Below are 22,163 nucleotides of genomic sequence, written 5' to 3'. Positions count from 1 at the left end.
GTCCTACAAAGACACAAGATCTTTCTGCTGCCAGATGACGGATCACATCACTCTGTACTTTGAACAAAGCATCATTGCTCAAGCAGTTGTTACATGGCATAGCTCCCTCACTGATAAAAGGGAAACGCATACCGAACAGTCCGCCAATAATACCCTGCGAGGCTTTTTCATCAGCCTTTTCAAAAAACTCCTTACACAATCCACTTTCCTCCGAAGCCAGATTAATCAGTTCCTTGTCGTAGAAGTTGATTCCCAAACGGGCTGCCAACTTCTCTCCTATTTCTTTTCCGCCGCTACCTAACTGACGGCCGATATTGATAACATAATTACCGCTCATAGTACATTTTGTTTTATGGTTCTGTAGCAAACATACGACTTTTTTCTAAAAATCACATCATCAAACGAAAGTTATATTTGAAAGTGACTATGAAATATCCTTTTATTTCCTGGTTACGGAACTCATAAAAACCATCAGAAGAAGTCGTACGGCCGAAACTTTTCCTCTTTCCGAGAATATCCGCCCAATAAGCAGACAGTTCCGCTTCTTTCTTTTTCAAGAACCGCCAGCTGGCACTTGCATTCCACAACATCTGGTCATCTTCGCCTTTACGGATATTCGTACCATTACGGAAAGAATAAGCCCCGTCAGTCCGTAATTGCAAGCCAAAAGGAAGATCAACGTACCCCTCAAGACGAAAACTATAATTACGCGTATAGGTATCGTTATCATTGATAGAATTAAGCGAATACTGATAATTCCAGGAAGTAGAGAAATCAATACCTCCCCAGGTGGGCTGATAAGATACATTCGCGTCACACCCCAATCCGGTATCACGTGTCGTACTTTTCTTCGGTTCGAGGCTCTTGTCTTCATTAATCATACTGACACGATTGCTATGATTACCGTTCATATCCAACCGCAAGGAAAAATGTCCCAGGCGCTTCCACCAGTTGGCACTTCCATATACATTCCAGTTTCCGCTAATATTAATAGGAGATGTCTCACGTCCGCCGGTTTTTGCATCATATAGCACTACCTGCGTCACACTGTTCTGTTCCATCTGCCCGCCGATATTCGCAGATATACCTTTTTTTGAATGTTGAAAGCTCACACGGACACTATGAGAAAACATCTGTTTCAAATCCGGATTTCCCCGGGTGATATACAACGGATTACTGTTATCCGTCAGCGGCATTAAATCTGATAAGGAGGGTTGCCGGGTTCTACCGCTATAATTGAAAGTGATCCGGGCCTCTTTCTTTTTCCAATTCACCCATATCATAGGCTGAAAGTCGATAGTATGCATGGTAGTGTCCGCATAGAGCTTTCCCATTTTCCGTTCAATGGCACGTTTTTGCGGAGTCATCCCTAATGAGGCATTAAACATCCAGGTATCATCAGAGTAATTAAGCCCCACATCCAGATTATGGCCATTCGTACGACTATGACTCCGATTACTCAAACTATCCACATACCCTGCTTCATAGTCGGGAGGTAGTTCACCAAAGACTTCCGACTTCGTCAGAGAAGATAATTCATACGTATCACGATTATCACGCTCATAGTTAGTATCCCAGTTATATGCTACCCGGAAATGCATCTTCTTACCAATAGGCTGGGCAAAGGTAATCCCGACTCTCCATGAATTATTTTTTTGAGGCGACTTCAAATACTGGTTACGAAAAAGCACCGAATCATTTCCCAATTTATCTTCAAGACGGAAATAAGTAGTTTTAGAAAGCGAAAAACTTTCATTATCTCCCCACGAATCCGAGTTCAGGATATTCAATGCCAGCGTTGTACCTTTTTCATTCAGACGTCTCATAATACTCATCATCCAGCTATAACGGTTCGACTGATTCTCCGAACGCGACCGGTTCTCACTACGATTCACTTTTATATCCCGGGGAATAGATTCAAAGTCATCAAACAAGCTCTCATGACTTATGCCGGGAGGAGCATCAAAAGATGCATTCTGGCTACTGTTTTCATTCCTATTAGGAGAGATTCCTAAATTACCGGTAAAATGTATACGTGTACGTTTATCTACTTCCCAGCTTCCCATGAAGTTAGAACTAATCGACCGCCCCTTAGAGTTACTTTCGTTAGTAGACGCAGAGTATTGATTACCTGCCGGCAAATACTGTTCCTGATAAATGGAAGAAAGATTTCCGTTCCGGTTCAAATTATAGTTCACACTTCCGGTCAGGGAGAATTTCTTACCGAATTTATGAGTCATATTCATTCCTACCGAATTGTTGATATTATCCTTGTACGTACTATTCTGGTATCTGTTGGTAGACTGTGCGATAAAAGAAAGATTATCTCCGTCTTTACTAAAATAATTCACTTGCCCCTCGAAATCCTTCTTCTGGTTATTCCCGTATCCTACCGTTGCATTTGTCAGCCAGGTTTTATTCAATTCATCCTTAGTCTGCAAGTCGAGTACATATTTCTTTTCTCCTGAACTAATTCCGGTGAACTCCTCTTCTTTCGATTTCTTATCATATACTTTCAACTTACTAATCAGGTCTGCCGGAAGATTTTCGAGTGCCGTCTTTTTATCTCCGGAGAAAAAAGCTTCGCCATTTACATTGATTTCACTGATGGGCTGTCCGTTGTATGTCAACGAATTATCTTTCTTATTATATACCAATCCGGGAACACGCTTCACTAAATCTTCCAGATAAGCTCCTTCACGAGTTTTAAAAGCGGCAGCGTTGATAACCGTAGTATCTCCCTCCATCACTACTTCCTGCAATTTTCCCGTTATCGTCACTTCACTAATCTGAATATCATCATCTTTCAATACCACTGTACCGATATTCACCGATACAGAGTCTTCCAGTGCCCGGTATACAGATTGCATTCCCATAAAAGAGACCTTCAACAGGTATTTCTTTTTCTTCTGCGGTTGATAATTAAGAATGAAACGCCCATTCTTATCACTTGTTATTCCCTTGATAAAGGCAGAATCGCTTTTCGCCAAAATAACAATGCTGGCAGATGGTAATACCCGCTTCTCATTACTGCCGGCTTCCACTGTCTGCACTCTTCCTCGCACAGTTCTCACTTGTTGAGCATACAGAGCAGTATGTCCCCAAAGTAGCAGCAAAAGCAATCCCACTAACTTACAAGCGTTCATATCTAATAGTAGTTAAGTCTGATATTTATGTTGATCTAATACAAATCGGGACAAAGTTAATAACTTTTACGTAAAACGGTTAATCCCAGAGTTATTTTTTATACCTTTGTCCATCCATTATTCAATCAGCAACTTAATGAAAAGGATTATACTAATCACAGGAGGACAACGATCCGGTAAAAGTTCGTTTGCGGAAAAAAGCGCATGAACTTACTACGTCACCGGTTTACTTGGCCACTGCCAAGATATGGGACGAAGAATTCAGAAAAAGGGTGGAACGCCATCAAAAGAACCGCGGTCCTGAATGGACAAATATAGAAGAAGAAAAAGAATTGAGCCGTCACAATGTAGCGGGCAGAGTCGTAGTGATAGATTGTGTAACTCTTTGGTGCACTAACTTCTTTATGGAGTTTGATTCTAACGTTGCCTCCTCATTGGAAGCCGTCAAAAAAGAATTCGACAAATTTACCCAGCAGGATGCCACTTTCATATTTGTAACTAATGAGATTGGCTGGGGGGGAGTTTCCGAGAACAAACTGCAACGTAAATTCACAGACTTGCAAGGTTGGACCAATCAATACATCACATCGCATGCCGACGATGTATATCTCATGGCAAGTGGTATTCCCGTAAAAATAAAATAAACATGAAAACGTTTCATATTCAAAAGCCGGATGAAGCTATTAAAGAAGCTCTGATCGACAAAATCAATAATCTGACCAAGCCTAAAGGATCGCTTGGAAGACTGGAAGAAATTGCTTTGCAAATCGGACTGATCCAACAATCCCTTTCTCCACGATTAACTCATCCTCAAAATATAATCTTTGCCGCAGATCATGGCATCGTAGAAGAAAAAGTCAGCCCATCTCCTAAAGAAGTAACCTGGCAACAAATCAGCAACTTTCTTCATGGGGGAGCAGGGATCAATTTCCTGTGCCGACAGCACGGTTTCACTCTTAAAATTGTAGACGCAGGAGTCGATTATGATTTACCTTATGAAAAAGGTATCATTAACATGAAAGTCGGAAGAGGAACACGCAATTTCCTTCATAAAGCAGCCATGACACCTGAAGAGATGGAACTTTGCCTGGAGCATGGTGCCCAATGTGTGGACACTTCTCACCAGGAAGGCTGCAATATCATTAGCTTCGGTGAAATGGGAATCGGAAATACTTCGTCCTCTTCTCTATGGATGACTTGCTTCACCGGAATCCCATTAGATCAATGTGTAGGTGCAGGAAGCGGACTCAATCACCAGGGAATAAACCACAAATACGAAGTTCTGAAAAGATCTCTCGAACAATATCCGGGAGAGCATTCCGCAGAAGAAATCCTCTGCCGTTTCGGAGGTTACGAAATGGTAATGGCCGTAGGAGCAATGCTCAAAGCTGCAGAACTGGGAATGGTTATTTTAATTGATGGATTTATAATGACCAATTGTATTCTTGCCGCTTCACGCCTTTATCCGGAAGTGATGAGCTACGCCATATTCGGTCATCAGGGAGACGAGAGCGGACATAAGCTATTATTGGATTATCTCGGAGCACGTCCCCTACTCAATCTCGGATTAAGACTTGGAGAAGGAAGCGGTTCCGTTTGTGCCTATCCCATTGTGGATTCCGCTGTGAAAATGCTGAATGAAATGGATTCATTTGCTCATGCTTCCATCACTAAATATTTCTAAAATGAACCAGATACTTGCCGCCCTCATATTCTTTACACGATTGCCTTTCTGGAAAATAAAAGAAGTTCCGCAGGAGTGTTTCAAACACGTTGTCAATTATTGGAGTTTCAGTGGCTGGCTGACCGGGGGAATGATGGCATTGATTTTCTGGGGAGCCAGTACTATTCTACCTCACGGAGTAGCCGTAATCCTGGCACTGACTTCACGTTTACTTATCACAGGAGCATTGCATGAGGATGGATTGGCCGATTTCTTCGATGGATTCGGAGGTGGAACGAACAGGGAAAGCACGTTACGCATCATGAAAGATTCCCATATCGGAAGCTATGGAGTTTTGGGATTAATCATCTATTATTTATTTGCTTACAATCTACTGGTCGCACTTCCCTTAGCAGTTACTCCTTTCTTATTACTAAGCGGAGATACCTGGAGTAAATTCATTTCTTCCAATATCATCAATTACCTGCCCTATGCACGTAAAGAAGAAGATAGCAAATCCGGAACAGTATATACAAGAATGAATTTTGGGGAGATCGTAATGTCTGCGATGGGTGGAATACTGCCTCTCCTATTACTTCCTCCAAGCTACTGGCCCGTATGTATATTTCCCATTCTGGTATTCTTCTTTATCTGCCGGATGATGAAACGACGTCTGAACGGATATACCGGAGATTGTTGCGGTGCATTATTTCTCCTAAGCGAAATGAGTTTCTGGCTGGGAGCAGTGATGTCTATCTATATAAAATAAGTAAACCTATGAATATTTATCTAATCAGACATACCTCTGTCGACGTTCCTAAAGGTCTTTGTTACGGTCAGTCAGACGTTCCTTTACGTCCTACATTTGAGGCAGAAGCAGCTGTAACCAAAGCTAAAATCGAATCCATTCACTTTGATATGGCTTACACCAGTCCTCTATCCAGATGCACCCGTCTGGCACAGTATTGCGGATTCGGAGATGCCATCCGTGACCCAAGAATACTGGAACTTAACTTCGGAGATTGGGAAATGCAGTATTTTCATAAAATCAAAGACCCGAATCTCCAATGCTGGTACGACGACTACTTGAATGTAAAAGCAACCAATGGAGAATCGTTTGCCGATCAATATAAACGGGTAGCCGCGTTTTTAGACGAAGTCAGACAAAAGGAGGGTGAAAATACAGTAGTATTCGCTCATGGCGGCGTATTGATTTGCGCACAGATTTATGCAAAGTTGATTCACCCGGAAGAAGCATTTCAGGCAGTACCTGCCTACGGAGGAGTTTTTCTATATCAAGAGTGCCCGTAAACAAACAGGTGTAGATATCTCTAATAAGTTTGCGATGTCTTTACCCTCACACCCTGTTTAATAATTACTTACTGGAGAATTTTCGGTTGACGGCAGTTCCACTTTATTTCATTACTTGGGACAAAGTGTTTCGCACCGAGAAACGAAATGTTTCAAGTAATGAAACGAAGTGTTTCACACCGAGAAACAAAATGTTTCGCTACTTGAAACTAAGTGTTTACCTATATGAACAAGCCATTATCTGCATAGATTCTGCAAATAACTACATACTTTCGATGGATTTACTATATCCTTATAAACTTCAGGTTTAACCTATCAACCAAATCAAGACGAGACAGGGTGAGAGTGCGAGGATAAAAAGCATCTCCAAATTTTTTCTGAATCTTTAAGGTGCAGAAATTCTCTGAAGTAATCAGCAGACCGATAAACTTAATCCATTCTGCCTGCCTAAGGGGAGGATACATAAATAGGAATGATTTCGGAGAAAATGCAATAAAAAAAGAAAGAATATCTCCAAAGATACTTATCTTTGCCCCGCAATGTCAATCTTCGGACACCGAAAATTATTTATTCATTTAAAAGATACACGAATAAAGATGAAATCTCCTATTTCAATCCTCACATGGCTATGTCTTCTTTTCCTGGCTAGTTGTATATCCAACAAGAAGACTTCTCTCGAGGCTTTCAAACAGGATGTCTATACACCTGAATATGCTACCGGATTCAAGATTCTGGGTGCGGACAATGCCGCCAGCACACTTATTCAGGTATCCAATCCATGGCAGGGAGCCAAGGACGTAAAAATGTCTTATTTCATTTCACGCAACGGTGAACAAGCACCTGCCGGATTCAACGGGCCTACCATCCCTGCCGGAGCGAAACGTATCGTATGTATGGCTTCTTCCTACATCGCCATGTTCGACGCTCTAGGTCAAGTGGACAAAATTGTCGGAGTATCGGGCATCGACTATGTATCCAATCCATATATTCTTGCACACAAAGATTCTATCAAGGACATGGGTCCCGAAATGAATTATGAATTATTATTGGGACTGAAACCGGATGTTGTCCTGTTATACGGTATCGGAGATGCGCAAACTGCCGTAACAGACAAACTGAAAGAACTGTATATACCTTATATGTATGTAGGAGAATATTTGGAGGAATCACCGCTTGGTAAAGCCGAATGGCTGGTAGCTCTTGCCGAATTAACAGACAGCAGGGAAAAAGGCATCGAAATATTCCGTGAAATCCCTAAACGTTATCAAGTTTTGAAAGCGCTCACCGAATCGGTAGAGCAACGTCCTACCGTTATGCTCAATACCCCGTGGAACGACAGTTGGGTGATGCCTTCCACACAAAGTTATATGGCACAATTGGTAACTGATGCAGGTGCGGATTACATCTACAAAGAAAACACTTCTAACAGTTCCACTCCCATCGGACTGGAAACAGCTTACAAACTGATACAAAAGGCCGACTACTGGATTAATGTAGGCATGGCTTCTACGTTGGATGAATTAAAGACGGTCAATCCTAAATTTGTAGACGCCAAAGCTGTACGCGAAAAAACTGTTTACAACAACAATTTACGAACAACACCGACAGGAGGTAATGACTACTGGGAATCTGCAGTGGTACGTCCCGACGTCGTATTGCGTGATCTGATTCATATCTTTCACCCCGAACTCGTATCCGATTCACTTTACTATTACAGACACCTGGAATGAAACAGCCTGATAAACGTACTCCCTTTTTATTCATTACACTGGGTATAGTTACCATACTGTTATTACTGATAGACATGGCAACGGGAGATACATATATTCCTATCACCAAGGTATGGGCTGTACTCACCGGAGGCGAATGTGACGAAATGACACGGAATATTCTCCTTTCTATCCGTTTCATACGGGTAGTGGTAGCGGCTTTGATAGGAATAGCACTCTCCGTTAGCGGTTTACAGATGCAAACAGTATTCCAGAATCCGTTGGCAGATCCTTACCTGCTGGGAGTAAGTTCCGGTGCAGGACTGGGCGTAGCTCTGTTCATACTAGGTGCTCCATTACTTGGATGGGCGGAGTTTCCAATTCTTCAGTCGCTGGGTATCGTAGGTTCGGGCTGGATAGGAACTGCCATAATCTTATTGGGAGTAGCCATTATCAGCCGGAAAGTAAAAAACATTCTCGGTGTATTGATTATGGGAGTTATGATAGGCTACGTAGCAGGTGCTATCATTCAGATACTCCAATACCTAAGTTCTGCCGAACAACTGAAAATGTTCACACTCTGGTCAATGGGATCTCTTAGCCACATCACAGTCACCCAACTGGGAATTATGATACCAATGTTATGTATCGGTTTACTAATTTCCGTAGCCTGTATCAAATCGCTGAACCTGTTACTGCTCGGTGAAAATTATGCACGAACGATGGGAATGAACATTAAACGTTCACGCATGTTCATCTTCGTTTCTACCGCACTGCTGACAGGAACGGTCACCGCTTTCTGTGGTCCGGTAGGATTTATCGGCCTGGCAGTACCGCATGTCACACGACTGCTATTCAACAATGCCGACCACCGGATACTGGTCCCCGGCACCATGCTGACAGGGCTTATCAGCATGCTTCTCTGCGACATCATCGCCAAGAAGTTCCTACTTCCGGTTAACTGCATCACCGCCTTACTAGGTGTTCCGGTTATTTTATGGGTAATTGCTAAAAACTTGCGTAGATTCAAATGATAGAACTTAAAGAACTGACATTAGGATATGGACAGCGCACGCTGTTGGAAACGGTAAATGCCCGAATCACAGGCGGACAACTCGTTGCCCTGTTAGGACGTAACGGAACGGGAAAGAGCACCCTGCTCCGTGCTATGATGGGGCTGGAAAAGCCTCAATCAGGAGAGATTACTCTGCAAGGAAAAAACATAGCATCATTGAAACCGGAAAAATTAGCCCGGAATATAAGCTTTGTCACCACCGATAAAGTACGTATCGCTAATCTCCGCTGTAAAGATGTAGTAGCCTTAGGGCGTGCTCCCTATACCAACTGGATCGGCCAACTGCAACCGGAAGACCAAAAGCGGGTGGATGACGCTATGCAGCTAGTCGGTATGTCCGGTTATGCAGAAAAGACAATGGATAAAATGTCCGATGGCGAATGTCAGCGAATCATGATTGCCCGTGCTCTTGCACAGGATACTCCCGTCATCCTGCTTGATGAACCGACCGCCTTCCTGGACTTACCTAACCGCTACGAGCTCTGTTTGCTTTTAAAGAAACTGGCACAGGAAGAAAAAAAATGTGTCTTATTCTCCACTCATGACCTCGACATCGCCTTATCGCTTTGCGACTCCATCATGCTCATAGATAATCCGCAGATGTACACGCTGCCTACTCCGGAAATGGTGGCCAGCGGACATATAGAAAGACTTTTCCGAAATGAATCCGTCACGTTTGATGTGCAGGAGATGAGAGTACGCATCAAATAAACAAACAGATATCCGACAAGAATCAGACTGTGTATAAAATAAATAGGTAGCATTCATTTGGGTTCTATATAAATTCGCTATCTTTGCCCCTGAATTGGTTTCAGATAGCCATATCAACTATCTGAATTAAAAGGGAATCGGGTGTAAATCCCGGACAGTCCCGCTGCTGTGAAACTCTATTCAACTTCTTGATATTTACTTTTACCACTGACCGGGTATAGATAGTCAAGGTCGGGAAGGAATCAGGAAGGGAGTCAGTCAGAAGACCTGCCATTCATACCTTTATAGCTGTTTTTACTCGTGGGATAGGAAAATGGCAAACTGTAAAAAATAATCGAGTAGTCATGACATCGGAAATGATTGAAGGAGGATAAATTCTCTCTAGCTAAAATATCAAAAGGACGGCATTAGACCGTCATGCTCAATGTGTGCGTATCCCCGCAGAAGTGATTTCTCCGGGGTTACTTTTAGCTAAACTAAATATCATCATATAATAATCACAATGGAAGTTCTAAGAAATTTATTTGAAGGTTACCCCAATCTTTGGGGCGGCGGAGTGGCACACTCCGTACTGATTCTGTCACTAACCATAGCGTTTGGAATCATCCTTGCAAAAATCAAAGTGCGGGGAGTATCTCTAGGAGTTACCTGGATACTCTTTGTCGGAATCGTATTCGGTCATTTCAACATGAATCTGGACGAACACCTGCTCCACTTTCTAAAAGAATTCGGATTGATTCTGTTTGTTTACTCAATTGGTTTGCAGGTAGGACCCGGCTTTTTTTCAGCATTCAAAAAGGGGGGCTTTACCCTGAATATGCTAGCTATGCTCGTAGTAGTATTAGGAGTAACCATTACTATTATCCTGCACTTCACCACCGGAACTCCGATTACCACAATGGTAGGTATTTTGTCCGGAGCCGTCACCAATACTCCGGGGCTGGGAGCCGCACAACAGGCCAACAGTGATTTGAATGGCATAGATGCTCCCGAAATTGCTTTAGGATATGCTGTCAGCTATCCGCTGGGTGTAGTAGGTATCATCCTTTCCCTGCTTGCTTTGAAATATCTCCTTCGCATCAATACTGCTCAAGAAGAAAAAGAAGCAGAAGTCGGTCTGGGACATCTCCAGGAACTTACCGTACGCCCTATCTCCATTGAAGTGAGAAACGAATCGGTAGATGGCATCAGGATTAAAGAACTCCGCCCGTTACTGAACCGTAAGTTTGTCATTTCCCGCATCAAACACCGCGAGGGTGGAGAAACCGAATTGGTCAATTCCGAAACAATTCTACATGTAGGGGATATCATATTAGTGATCTCTACCCCGATTGACGTGGAAGCAATTACTGTATTCTTCGGAAAGGAAATCAAAATGGAATGGGAACAACTGAACAAAGAGCTCATTTCACGCCGTATCCTGATTACTAAACCGGAATTGAACGGGAAAACGCTTTCACAACTCAAAATCAGAAATAACTTCGGAGCAAACATCACCCGCGTCAATCGTTCGGGAGTAGACTTGGTAGCCTCTCCACAATTACAGTTACAAATGGGAGACCGTGTCACCATTGTAGGTTCCGAACTGGCTGTTGCCCATGCAGAGAAAGTACTTGGCAACTCCATGAAACGCTTAAATCATCCGAACCTGATTCCTATCTTTATAGGTATCGCTTTAGGATGTATTCTGGGAAGTCTTCCTTTCGCATTTCCCGGAATTCCGCAACCTGTGAAACTAGGATTGGCAGGCGGTCCGCTCATCGTTTCTATCCTGATTAGCCGTTTCGGTCCGAAATACAAGCTGATTACTTATACCACCATGAGTGCCAACCTGATGCTTCGTGAAATCGGTATTTCCATCTTCCTCGCTTGCGTAGGTTTAGGAGCAGGCGAAGGCTTTGTAGACACAGTCATTCATGGCGGAGGATATATATGGGTAGGCTACGGAGTAATCATAACCATCCTGCCACTTCTGATTACGGGATTGATAGGACGGTATTATTGCAAGCTGAATTATTTCACGCTTATCGGAGTTCTGGCTGGTTCTACCACCAATCCGCCGGCATTGGCTTACTCCAATGACCTGACCTCCTGTGATGCGCCTGCCGTCGGCTACGCTACGGTGTATCCGCTCACCATGTTTCTGCGAGTATTGACGGCACAAATATTGATTCTGTCGTTGGGATAACATATTAATATATCCTTTTTCCATCCAATTGATTATTAACAAATGGGGAAAACAGAATCAGATGCCGGAATATTTGTTATTGGTCAGTGGGATATTTTTTTAGAATAAAACAAACTAATTAATAAAAACTTTCTAACTTTGTGCCATTAAGGTTTCCTTAAACAACTTTTGCGTTGTTAAGGAATGAAAAGGGAATGCCGTGTAAACCGGCAACAGAACCTGCTGCTGTAAATCTCCGCTCCTTGTAATCAGAGAGCAAAATTGCAACACGAAAGTCACTGGATAGTTTATCTGGGAAGGCGTTGCAAAATGGGATGAGTCAGAAGACCTGCCTTGATGCTCTGATTTACACCTGCGGGATTTCGGGTAGTAGTCAAATAGAAAATAAGCAATTATCTTTTATTTGGTATAATAGCTATATGTCCGTTTGTGTAGATTGAATTCAGATCTGAACAAACGGATTTTTTATACCTATAAAATAAAAGACATGCTTTCTATTCAAGTCCATTCATACAATAAGCATTGTATCCATTTACGGTGGATATTATGTTTGATTCTATCTCTATTTACCACAGTACCAGCCATTTCCCAGTCCAGGGTTCGGCATCAGACTTCTCTGTCTGATACACTTCTCAAACTCAAAGAAGTTACTATCTACAGCAACCGGATGCAAAAAAAGATGTCTCCTGTACAGATTCTGTCCGGCAAAGAACTTGAGAAGCTAAATGTTTACTCCGTCGCCGATGCTTTACGCTACTTTTCCGGAGTACAGATAAAAGATTACGGAGGTATTGGAGGACTAAAAACCGTCAATATACGAAGTATGGGCAGTCATCATGTCGGAGTATTCTACGATGGTATTGAATTAGGAAATGCGCAAAATGGAGTCGTCGATCTAGGCCGTTTTTCATTAGATAATATGGAAGTCATTTCACTATATAATGGTCAAAAAAGTGCCATCTTCCAACCTGCCAAAGATTATAGTTCCGCAAGTGCCATATATATGCAGACACGAAAACCCCTATTCAAAGGGGAAAAGAAAAACAACCTGAACATCGGGGTGAAAGGCGGTTCATTCTCTACCATCAATCCGTCACTACTTTGGGAACATCGTTTCAACGAACGAATAAGCAGTTCCATCAGTACGGAGTATATGTATACATCAGGACGATATAAATTCACATACGCCAAGAAAGATGGTTACGACACAACAGCTGTTCGTCAAAATGGAGACGTAAGAATGTTACGTTTGGAGAATGCATTCTTCGGAAAAATCCCCAAAGGAGAATGGAAAGCCAAAGCATACCTATACAATTCAGAACGAGGATACCCCGGAGCTGCGGTAAGAGAAGAGCCGGGTAAGTTTCGCCATCAGGACCGGCAGTGGGATACCAATCTGTTTGTGCAAGGCTCTTTTCAAAACTATTTTAAGCCTTGGTACAGTCTGCTAGCCAACGGAAAATATGCTTATGACTATCTCCACTATTTATCCGATCCCAGACTGGATGTCACCACCATGTACGTAGACAATTACTACCGACAGCAAGAAATCTATGCTTCGGCCGCCCATTTATTCACCATCTATCCCTGGTGGAGTATGTCATTATCCAACGATTTCCAATGGAATACATTACGGGCCGATCTCATAGATTTTGTCTATCCAACCCGTAATACAATCCTGACTTCTGCTGCCACGTCCTTTGACTTCAACCGCCTCATGTTGCAGGCGAGCCTGTTATATACTCATGTCGACGACAATACACGTACCAAAGGAGCCAATGCAGGCACCAAAAACAAATACACTCCGTCTGTCATAGCCACCTGGCAACCATTGACCAAGCTCCCTCTGAATGTACGAGCCTTTTATAAGAAAGTCTTTCGCATGCCAACTCTCAATGATTTGTATTATACTTTTATAGGCAATAAGGACTTAAAACCAGAATATACCACCCAATACGATGTGGGTATCACTTTCTCTCACACCTGGAATAACCATTGGCTGAAAAGCCTGGACTTACAAATAGATGGTTACTATAGTGAAGTAGATGATAAAATCATTGCCATGCCTACCTCCAACCAGTTCCGTTGGACTATGATTAATCTCGGACATGTGGAAATTCGGGGATTAGACGCAGCCATACGAGGAGAATGGGGCTTCGGAAAGGTGGAACTTAGCACTCTCTTCAATTACACCTATCAAAAGGCACAGGATTTTACCGATCCTACCAGTGAATGGTATGGAGGCCAGATTCCTTATATACCTTGGCATGGAGGTTCCATCATCCTCAATGGAAGTTACCAAACATGGTCCTGTAACTATAGTTTCATTTATACAGGTGAACGTTATGAAGCAGTCGCCAATATCCCGGAGAACTACGCACAGCCCTGGTATACCCACGATTTTTCCCTATCCAAAACTTTTCAATGGGGGAAAACGGGAATACGTGTAACGGCAGAAATTAATAATATCTTCAATCAGCAATATGAAGTAGTGCAATGCTATCCTATGCCCGGTACAAGTTTTAAAATCAAATTAAACGTCATGTTATGAGAATATCTGTTCTATCCATCATTATCTGTTTTGTTCTTCTATCGACTTCTTGTCGCGAAGATGAACGCATTATTCCGTCAACTCCCAACCAAGTTACTCCCGGAGTAAACGGTACCTCTGTCAAAGGTTTCTTTCTACTCAATGAAGGAAATATGGGAAGCAACAAGGCTACCCTTGATTACTTTGATTACGAAACCGGTATCTATCATAAGAATATCTATGCGGAACGGAACCCGGGAGTCGTACAAGAATTGGGGGATGTGGGAAATGATATCCAAATCTATGGAAATAAGTTATATGCCATCATCAACTGTTCTCATTTCGTAGAAGTGATGAATGTAGAAACAGCAAAACACATCACGCAAATTTCCATACCTAATTGCCGTTATATCGTCTTTAAAGATAAATATGCATACGTCAGTTCGTATGCAGGCCCTGTCAAAATAGATCCCAACGCCAGACTGGGGTATGTAGCACGTGTTGACACTACCACACTGACTGTCAAGGATACCTGTGTGGTCGGCTACCAGCCGGAAGAAATGGTGATTGTGGGCAACAAACTCTATGTAGCCAACTCCGGCGGGTATCGCGTACCTAATTATGACCGCACGGTATCCGTCATCGACTTGAACACATTCAAAGTTATCAAAACCATTGATGTGGGAATCAATTTGCATAGAATGGAATTAGACCAATACGGAAATATTTATGTCTCATCCCGGGGAGATTATTATGACACTTACTCCGAAACATTTGTAATAGATTCCAATACCGATAAAGTAGTCGATGAATTACCGCTTCTTCCCAATACAGAAATGGCTATTTGCAGAGATTCACTGTATGTATACAGTACAGAATGGAGTTATTACACCAACAGTTGGACAGTCTCTTACGCCATCTATAATACAAAAACAAAGAAAACTGATACCCGCAATTTTATTACAGATGGTACGGAAAAATCTATCAAGATACCTTATGGAATAGCAATCAATCCGGAAACAGGTGAATTCTTCGTCACCGATGCCAAAGACTATGTGACTCCCGGCACATTATACTGTTTCTCCCGGGATGGAAAAAAGAAATGGTCAGTCATCACGGGGGACATTCCGGCACATATTGCCTTTACAGATAAGAAACTAAAAGAGATTCAATAATTCACAATTCTATTAATAATTAAAAACAAAAGCAATGAAGAAAATTCTATTTTTACTGCTCACTGTCGTTACAGTATGCAGTTGCTACAATGACGATGATCTCTGGGATAAAGTCAATGATCTCGACGGACGAATAGAAACACTAGAAACAACAGTCAAGAAAATGAACTCTGAAATTACAACTTTACAGAGTTTGGTAGACGCATTAAATCAAGGGAAAGTAATCACCAACACGGAACAGACATCTGATGGCTACACATTAACCTTCAGTGATGGAAGCACCGTATCTATCAAAAATGGAAAGAATGGTACAGATGCTCCTGTGATTGGAGTGAAAGCTGACGAAGACGGAATATATTACTGGACCATTACTACCAACGGTACTACAGAATGGCTGCCGGATGCAACTAACAAGTTAAAAGTGACAGGTACAACTCCAGTTATGGGAGTTGATAGTGACGGATACTGGACCGTTGATACAGGCGAAGGAGCCAAACGTATTAACGGAACAGACGGAAAACCTGTGAAAGCGGAAGGACAAGACGGAGACTCTTTCTTCAAATCTGTTACAGTTAATGACAATCATGTACTAGTTACTCTTGCAGATGGAACGTCGTTCACATTGCCCAAAGGGGAAACATATACATTTGACATTGCCAATAGGGATTATACCTTGTTCTCGTCTAATGAAACAAGGACGTATCTTCTTACAACTGCCAATATAGACGACGCAACATTAATTGCTATTCCGCAAGGATGGACAGCGGTTCTTAATGATAAAGACTTAAGAATCACAGCTCCGGCAGTTTCAGGTGATGATGTCAAAGATGGTGAACTTAAAATACTTGTCACTCCGTCCAAAGCTTTCGGTAAAGTAATAAAAATGCAATTAAGAGCAGTGCGTGAAGCACACTTCTTGACATTCGAGGATGTTGATTATAAAGGTGATGCTAACATGGTAGGAGAAAGAAACTGGTCATCATTAATTGACAGCCAACAATATGGTGGCCCACTACTTTATCCTAAGAATAACCAACTCTATAACTGGAGTGATGCAAACAACACTTTTCTTGCTTCCGAACTTCCTAACGGATGGGGTGATTACCAATACTGGGGTGGCGGACACGCAATTTCCAATTATCTGGATATGGATCTTACTCATGGAGACTTCCAGCACCAACTAGCCGTTTATTATCAGGATGCAAAAACTGGTTTTGGAGGACATAATGGTTCCAAAAACTTCTGCGTACATTACGGCTATGCAGACAATTCCGGATATGCCAACGGTCCATTACCCTATATTTACTTTGGAGACGGAGTTGCTCGTGTAGTTGACCACATGTATGTGACTATGACGACCTACCTAGCCAACTGTGTGGCCAACGGTAACGGTTTGACCGCACCCGCAGGCAAAGATGATTGGGTGAAACTGGTTGCTATCGGTTATGATGAAGATGGAAAAGAAGTAGCTACACGTCCGGAATTTTATTTGGTTGGAGCCGAGGGTAATATACTTGAATGGACAAAATGGGATTTATCCGCATTAGGCAAAGTGGTCAAAATAGACTTTAATGTCACTGGAAGTAATGATAACGGATATGGTTTCAGCCAACCTGCCTATTTTGCTTATGATGATGTAGCAGTGAGATTCTAATGAAACATATTATACTTTTTTTATTTGTTCTGTTAGCATTAATATCATGCGTGAAAGAAGAGGAGGACTCTCCTCTTCTTTCCGCTCCTGTCATTACCTTGAAAGAAGAATCCTCCATCTATAAAACAAAAATTGGTCGGGAGATAACCATCGCTCCCATTTATGAAAATACCGATTCGGAAACGACCTTTAACTGGACAATAGATGGAAAGAGTATCTGTACCACTTCCACCCTGACATTTTCAGCCGATGAAGCAGGCAGGTATTTCATTCTGATTTCTGCCACCAATGCCGGAGGGACAACAGAAAAGGAGATACGTATCGATGTCTTTCAACTTGATGTACCTACTATCTCTATTGCGGATGCCGACAAAGGTTTCAAAGTGCTTCAAGGCTCTGAACTAACCATTACACCTATAGTAGATTCTTTTCTGGAAACCAGTTACTCCTGGCAAATAAACGGTGAAGATATTTCGAACGAATTAACCTGTACTCTCCCCACAATCGAGCTTGGCGAATATCAAGTTCGTTTTGCTACTCACAATGAAGATGGCGATGACGAAGTAACTTTCAAAGTAGAAGTTTGTTCACCGGATCAAGTAGATTTCAACTGGACATTCCTGCAAACGGAATATAACATGTCAGCCGGCAGAACTATCCGTATCAAACCGGTTGACGTGAATAATGCACTGGATGCAGTCTATACATGGACCGTGGACAATGAACAAGTGCAATCCGGAGAAAATGATACTTATCTGTTTACATCCGAGCAGCAGGGAGAACACACGGTAAAGGTCGAAATGAAGAACTCATATATACTCGCTACGCAAACATTAAAAGTCAATGTTTGCCCTCCCGCAGGAACATACCAGCGGAAGATTAGCGCCACAAGTTCTGCGTCAATGAACAAAGTATATGAATATTTACCGGCTCCCGGTCAATTCATCAATGAGAATCATAACACAATAACTATGGCAGAAGCCTGCACCTATGCAGAAGAACGAATCAATCAGACGGCTTATGTTTCCCTAGGCGGATTCGGTGGATACATCATCGTTGGATTCGATCATAGTATCGTGAATGATGGAGATTACAACATTGCTATTACAGGAAACGCTTTTGATGGTTCGTCAGAACCGGGAATTGTATGGGTAATGCAGGACGAAAATGGTGATGGGTTACCTAATGACACCTGGTATGAATTGCGCGGATCCGAATATGGGAAAGCCGAAACCTGGCAGGACTATGCCGTCACCTATCATAAACCAACTGGTATTCAGCTTCCCACCCCATGGACAGACAATCATGGTCAAAGTGGGTCTATTGATTATCTGGGTGCTTTTCACCGGCAAGATTATTATTATCCCGCCTGGGTAAAGGAAAAACAATATACTTTGCGAGGTACTCGCCTGAAAGAGCGTAATTACGATCAATCCGGTAATGGTACTTATTGGGTAAATGATAGTTATGAATGGGGATATGCTGATAATTTCAGCGCCATTGATCGTCTGACAGATGATGACAACTATAATGCCGGACCGTCTGACAATCATTTCAAGATATCCCATGCTGTAACTTTCGACGGTAAGGATGCAAACCTGAAGTACGTTGATTTTATCAAAGTACAAGTGGGTGTTAATAGTAAAAGCGGTTGGTTGGGTGAAATATCCACTGAAGTTTTTGGAATAAAGGATTTCAACATGCTCAAATAATTGATAGAATATACATAAGAGATTCTTTTCCCTATTAAATATAGAGATAAAAATTACCAAATGGTAATTTTTATCTCCTCCCATAACCCTACCTTTGTCGCCATTTTCAACGACAAAGGTAGAAAGTTATGAAAGATAGTATTGATTTCGGCAGTATGAACATCTCCACGTTGTTCCGTAAGTTACTAATTCCTACGGTACTTGGGATGGTATTCTCGGCTCTGTTCGTTATTACGGACGGGATATTTGTAGGAAAAGGAATTGGCAGTGACGCGCTGGCGGCAGTAAATATCACTGCACCGCTTTTTATGATCGCAGCGGGTATCGGACTGATGTTCGGAGTGGGAGCTTCGGTGGTGGCTTCCATTCATTTATCTCAGGGAAAACGCAAAGTAGCAAGTATTAATATCACTCAGGCAATTGCTTTTTCCGCATTGCTCATACTTATCCTGTCTGCTCTGTGCCTTTATTTTATAGAGCCATTAGCCAGATTATTAGGTAGTTCGGACCGATTGTTGCCGTTAGCTGTAGAATATATGGCATGGTACATTCCTTTTCTCGTATTCTACGAAGTCTTAAATATAGGTATGTTCTGCATCCGTCTGGACGGTTCACCCACCTATACCATGATGTGTAATGCGGTTGCAGCCATACTCAATATCATACTGGATTATATATTCATCTTCGAACTTGGTTGGGGAATAATGGGAGCAGCTTTTGCCACCAGTCTGGGAACTGTCGTGGGAGGGTTGATGACACTGATTTACTTACTCCGTTTCTCTCGTACCCTCCATCTATGCCGGATAAAGTTAAGTATCAAAAGTCTGTTACTGACTCTTCGCAACATCGGTTATATGATTAAACTGGGAAGTTCTGCTTTTATCAGTGAAGCCTCCATTGCCTGTATGATGTTTCTGGGGAACTACGTTTTCATCCGCCATCTCGGTGAAGACGGAGTGGCAGCATTCAGTATTGCCTGTTACTTCTTCCCTATCATCTTCATGGTCTATAATACCATTGCACAATCCGCACAGCCGATTATCAGCTATAACTTCGGAGCCGGACAACCCGAGCGTGTACGAAAGACACTGCATCTCGCCATTCGGACCGCTTTAATCTGCGGTATCAGCTTTTTCATTCTTACCGTACTATGCTGCCAAGACATCGTTTCGTTATTCATTGACCGCAGCTACGCTGCATTTGATATAGCAGTAAACGGGCTTCCTTATTTCGGAGTAGGATTCATTTTCTTTGCCGTCAACATGATTGGCATTGGTTATTATCAGAGTGTCGAAAGAGGTCAGCGAGCAACAATTATCACTCTTCTCCGGGGAGTCGTATTTATGTTGATGGGATTCTTTGCGCTCCCTCCGGTATTGGGTATACCGGGTATCTGGCTAGCCGTACCATTGGCAGAGTTATTAACCACTTTCTATATTTTCGGAATTTATTTGAAAGATCGTTTCATTGTCTGCCGACGATAAGTATCTTTGCAATATGAGAACATTCATTGAAAAACTTTGCGATAGATACAAGGTATCTGAAACCGATGTACAGTCTCTACTGAACTATATGGAAGAGGTACATTTCAAAAAAAGAGATTTAATAGTACGCGAAGGGACAAAGAACTGTAATCTTTATTTTATCAAGACAGGAATATGGCGAGCCTATTATCATAAAGACGGAGTGGATACTACCATCTGGTTTGCTTCAGACGGAGAAGCTGCTTTCTCCGTCTGGGGCTATGTAGATAATGCCTACTCATTAATAAATATTGAGGTCATGTGTGACAGTGTGGCCTATTGTATTTCCCGAACAGCTCTGAATCAGCTATTCGCCTCATCCATCGGACTCGCTAATTTGGGGCTCCGCCTCATGGATCATCAGTTTCTTCAACAGGAGAACTGGCTTATCAGCTCGGGAAGCCCACGGGCTAAAGAACGCTATCTCAACCTTATCAAAGAGACTCCGGAATTATTGCAATATGTACCTTTAAAACATATTGCGTCTTACTTGTGGATAACTCCGCAGTCGCTAAGTAGGATTCGGGCGAAGATAGCATCTTCTCCGCAATAATACTAGGCTTTCGCGGTCTTCACCCCAAAAGCACAATAAGTCAAATAACACACACAAGCTAAAGTGACAAAAACGCCTCCGATAACACCTACTGTTCCAATCGCAAACCCAATAACTGGAGTAACTACTCCGCCACCGGCAACAGCAGTAATCATCAACCCTGAAATTTGGTTTGCTTTTTCCGGTCTTGCCTGCAAAGCCATCGAATAAATGATAGAAAATACGGATGACGCAAAGAAACCGACAGCACCGATACAAATCAGATTTACCATATCGTTTTTCACAAAGGCCAGAATAAGCAAAGAGAAAATACAGGCAACAATATTCACACGGAAATATTTTATTTCAGCGATACGGGCCAACAAGAAAGCACCCAATAAAGCACCTACCGTACGACTTAAAAAATAAACTTGTGGAGCAAACTTCACTTGTTCTGTCGTCCAGTCAAAACGTTCTGCCATCAGCTTAGAACTGATAAAGTTGGTGGCAACATCTACCCCCACAATAAAGAAGATACCCAAAAACAACAACAGAATCGTTTTATCCTTCAATAAAGAAAAAGTATCACTGATAGAAAGTTGCTGGGTTGCAGCACTGGAATCTTCTCGCTTAACAGGGGTAGCCATCAACCAAACAGCGGATAATAATGTGATAAAACCTAATATCGGGAAGCAATAATACCATTTGTCGTCTCCAAAGTGAGCTACAGCCAACAATACAATCTCCGGTCCAACGAGAGAAGATACAGCTTTGATTACCTGCCCTGCCGTCAAGCTACTAGTCAATAAACGTTGGCTAGTTACCACATTACTTAACAACGGATTCAGTGAAACTTGCAGAATAGCGTTACCAATTCCCAAGAGAGCATAAGCTATCATACAAGTCGCGCTATTATAAACGATCAATGGTAATAACATACCCACTACCGTTATTCCCATACTAAGAAGAACTGTATTTTTACGTCCCCATTTGTTCATCTGATTTCCAATAGGAATACCTAAAAACAGGAACCAGATAAATACTAATGAAGGAACAAATCCCGTCATCACAGGAGACCAGTTGAAAGTACGTTGAACATAATCGGACGAAATGCCGACTATATCACAGAAGCCCATTACAAAGAACCCGAAGAGAACGGGAAGGGCGGCATAAATAGAGTTTTGTGTTTTCATGTTTAACTCACTATATTATAAAATGTAGAATCCCCGGTGCC

At 42.2% G+C, this 22,163-nt stretch carries 16 protein-coding genes, 1 pseudogene and 2 riboswitches; of the genes and pseudogenes, 14 read left to right on the top strand and 3 right to left on the bottom strand.

Annotated elements, in window-relative coordinates; genetic code table 11:
• Both AB5217_RS17740 and AB5217_RS17735 read right to left on the bottom strand, forming a co-directional pair.
• Positions 1-337, bottom strand: a 337-nt coding sequence (locus AB5217_RS17740; RefSeq protein ID WP_368117375.1) for a cytidylate kinase-like family protein, incomplete at its 3' end; no start/stop codon positions are given.
• Between the two features lie 52 nt (positions 338-389).
• The gene (locus AB5217_RS17735; RefSeq protein WP_042994431.1) at positions 390-3,146 is read right to left on the bottom strand and encodes an outer membrane beta-barrel protein; all 2,757 of its coding nucleotides are present in this window, start codon (positions 3,144-3,146) and stop codon (positions 390-392) included.
• 136 nt (positions 3,147-3,282) lie between these two features.
• Between AB5217_RS17735 and cobU the strand changes: the two are divergent.
• The 14 genes and pseudogenes from cobU (at position 3,283) to AB5217_RS17665 (ending at position 20,950) form a co-directional block, all read left to right on the top strand.
• Positions 3,283-3,790: pseudogene (gene cobU, locus AB5217_RS17730) on the top strand (bifunctional adenosylcobinamide kinase/adenosylcobinamide-phosphate guanylyltransferase).
• Between the two features lie 2 nt (positions 3,791-3,792).
• On the top strand, positions 3,793-4,830 hold the full coding sequence (cobT, locus tag AB5217_RS17725; RefSeq protein ID WP_032843995.1) for a nicotinate-nucleotide--dimethylbenzimidazole phosphoribosyltransferase: 1,038 nt from the start codon (positions 3,793-3,795) through the stop codon (positions 4,828-4,830).
• A gap of 1 nt (position 4,831) precedes the next feature.
• Positions 4,832-5,578, top strand: coding sequence for an adenosylcobinamide-GDP ribazoletransferase (locus AB5217_RS17720; RefSeq protein ID WP_032843997.1), 747 nt, complete (start codon positions 4,832-4,834; stop codon positions 5,576-5,578).
• Between the two features lie 8 nt (positions 5,579-5,586).
• Positions 5,587-6,120 carry an alpha-ribazole phosphatase gene (gene cobC, locus AB5217_RS17715; RefSeq protein WP_004299418.1) on the top strand — a complete coding sequence of 178 codons (534 nt, stop codon included), beginning with the start codon at positions 5,587-5,589 and terminating at the stop codon, positions 6,118-6,120.
• Between the two features lie 596 nt (positions 6,121-6,716).
• Positions 6,717-7,850 (top strand): ABC transporter substrate-binding protein, encoded by a 1,134-nt coding sequence (locus tag AB5217_RS17710; RefSeq protein ID WP_004326171.1) that lies wholly within the window; start codon positions 6,717-6,719, stop codon positions 7,848-7,850.
• Complete coding sequence (locus AB5217_RS17705) at positions 7,847-8,863, top strand: FecCD family ABC transporter permease (protein ID WP_004299413.1); 1,017 nt, start codon at positions 7,847-7,849, stop codon at positions 8,861-8,863. Before AB5217_RS17710 ends, AB5217_RS17705 begins: the two co-directional genes overlap by 4 nt.
• Complete coding sequence (locus tag AB5217_RS17700) at positions 8,860-9,615, top strand: ABC transporter ATP-binding protein (protein WP_004299412.1); 756 nt, start codon at positions 8,860-8,862, stop codon at positions 9,613-9,615. Before AB5217_RS17705 ends, AB5217_RS17700 begins: the two co-directional genes overlap by 4 nt.
• Before the next feature lie 78 nt (positions 9,616-9,693).
• Positions 9,694-9,905: riboswitch (cobalamin riboswitch) on the top strand.
• A 212-nt stretch (positions 9,906-10,117) separates the two neighbouring features.
• Positions 10,118-11,803 carry a putative transporter gene (locus AB5217_RS17695; RefSeq protein WP_004299411.1) on the top strand — a complete coding sequence of 562 codons (1,686 nt, stop codon included), beginning with the start codon at positions 10,118-10,120 and terminating at the stop codon, positions 11,801-11,803.
• Between the two features lie 132 nt (positions 11,804-11,935).
• Positions 11,936-12,154: riboswitch (cobalamin riboswitch) on the top strand.
• A gap of 136 nt (positions 12,155-12,290) precedes the next feature.
• Positions 12,291-14,354, top strand: a complete 2,064-nt coding sequence (locus tag AB5217_RS17690; RefSeq protein WP_004326172.1) for a TonB-dependent receptor — start codon at positions 12,291-12,293, stop codon at positions 14,352-14,354.
• The gene (locus AB5217_RS17685; RefSeq protein WP_004299408.1) at positions 14,351-15,508 is read left to right on the top strand and encodes a DUF5074 domain-containing protein; all 1,158 of its coding nucleotides are present in this window, start codon (positions 14,351-14,353) and stop codon (positions 15,506-15,508) included. The genes AB5217_RS17690 and AB5217_RS17685 overlap by 4 nt, the downstream gene beginning before the upstream one ends.
• Before the next feature lie 34 nt (positions 15,509-15,542).
• Entirely contained in the window at positions 15,543-17,162 is a 1,620-nt protein-coding gene (locus AB5217_RS17680; RefSeq protein WP_004299407.1) for a PL29 family lyase N-terminal domain-containing protein, read from the top strand.
• On the top strand, positions 17,162-18,874 hold the full coding sequence (locus tag AB5217_RS17675) for a PKD-like domain-containing protein (RefSeq protein ID WP_004299406.1): 1,713 nt from the start codon (positions 17,162-17,164) through the stop codon (positions 18,872-18,874). Before AB5217_RS17680 ends, AB5217_RS17675 begins: the two co-directional genes overlap by 1 nt.
• Positions 18,875-19,002: 128 nt before the next feature.
• Entirely contained in the window at positions 19,003-20,358 is a 1,356-nt protein-coding gene (locus tag AB5217_RS17670; RefSeq protein ID WP_368112605.1) for an MATE family efflux transporter, read from the top strand.
• 13 nt (positions 20,359-20,371) lie between these two features.
• On the top strand, positions 20,372-20,950 hold the full coding sequence (locus AB5217_RS17665) for a Crp/Fnr family transcriptional regulator (RefSeq protein WP_004299404.1): 579 nt from the start codon (positions 20,372-20,374) through the stop codon (positions 20,948-20,950).
• 2 nt (positions 20,951-20,952) lie between these two features.
• Here the strand turns inward: AB5217_RS17665 and AB5217_RS17660 are convergent, their stop codons facing one another.
• Positions 20,953-22,122 carry an MFS transporter gene (locus tag AB5217_RS17660; protein ID WP_004299403.1) on the bottom strand — a complete coding sequence of 390 codons (1,170 nt, stop codon included), beginning with the start codon at positions 22,120-22,122 and terminating at the stop codon, positions 20,953-20,955.
• Between the last annotated feature and the right edge of the window lie 41 nt (positions 22,123-22,163).

This window comes from Bacteroides sp. MSSM.1001136sp1_RTP21357st2_D2_RTP21359_211015, from assembly GCF_040913205.1.
Taxonomy (GTDB): domain Bacteria; phylum Bacteroidota; class Bacteroidia; order Bacteroidales; family Bacteroidaceae; genus Bacteroides; species Bacteroides ovatus.
The sequence above is the reverse complement of the archived record's forward strand: the minus strand, read 5'-3'. Positions and strand labels throughout refer to the sequence as shown.

What these genes read in the sequence shown, in the direction of transcription:
- AB5217_RS17735 (WP_042994431.1), bottom strand. Translation starts at nt 3,146, where the DNA reads ATGAACGCTTGTAAGTTAGTGGGATTGCTTTTGCTGCTACTTTGGGGA.
- cobT (WP_032843995.1), top strand. Translation starts at nt 3,793, where the DNA reads ATGAAAACGTTTCATATTCAAAAGCCGGATGAAGCTATTAAAGAAGCT.
- AB5217_RS17720 (WP_032843997.1), top strand. Translation starts at nt 4,832, where the DNA reads ATGAACCAGATACTTGCCGCCCTCATATTCTTTACACGATTGCCTTTC.
- cobC (WP_004299418.1), top strand. Translation starts at nt 5,587, where the DNA reads ATGAATATTTATCTAATCAGACATACCTCTGTCGACGTTCCTAAAGGT.
- AB5217_RS17710 (WP_004326171.1), top strand. Translation starts at nt 6,717, where the DNA reads ATGAAATCTCCTATTTCAATCCTCACATGGCTATGTCTTCTTTTCCTG.
- AB5217_RS17705 (WP_004299413.1), top strand. Translation starts at nt 7,847, where the DNA reads ATGAAACAGCCTGATAAACGTACTCCCTTTTTATTCATTACACTGGGT.
- AB5217_RS17700 (WP_004299412.1), top strand. Translation starts at nt 8,860, where the DNA reads ATGATAGAACTTAAAGAACTGACATTAGGATATGGACAGCGCACGCTG.
- AB5217_RS17695 (WP_004299411.1), top strand. Translation starts at nt 10,118, where the DNA reads ATGGAAGTTCTAAGAAATTTATTTGAAGGTTACCCCAATCTTTGGGGC.
- AB5217_RS17690 (WP_004326172.1), top strand. Translation starts at nt 12,291, where the DNA reads ATGCTTTCTATTCAAGTCCATTCATACAATAAGCATTGTATCCATTTA.
- AB5217_RS17685 (WP_004299408.1), top strand. Translation starts at nt 14,351, where the DNA reads ATGAGAATATCTGTTCTATCCATCATTATCTGTTTTGTTCTTCTATCG.
- AB5217_RS17680 (WP_004299407.1), top strand. Translation starts at nt 15,543, where the DNA reads ATGAAGAAAATTCTATTTTTACTGCTCACTGTCGTTACAGTATGCAGT.
- AB5217_RS17675 (WP_004299406.1), top strand. Translation starts at nt 17,162, where the DNA reads ATGAAACATATTATACTTTTTTTATTTGTTCTGTTAGCATTAATATCA.
- AB5217_RS17670 (WP_368112605.1), top strand. Translation starts at nt 19,003, where the DNA reads ATGAAAGATAGTATTGATTTCGGCAGTATGAACATCTCCACGTTGTTC.
- AB5217_RS17665 (WP_004299404.1), top strand. Translation starts at nt 20,372, where the DNA reads ATGAGAACATTCATTGAAAAACTTTGCGATAGATACAAGGTATCTGAA.
- AB5217_RS17660 (WP_004299403.1), bottom strand. Translation starts at nt 22,122, where the DNA reads ATGAAAACACAAAACTCTATTTATGCCGCCCTTCCCGTTCTCTTCGGG.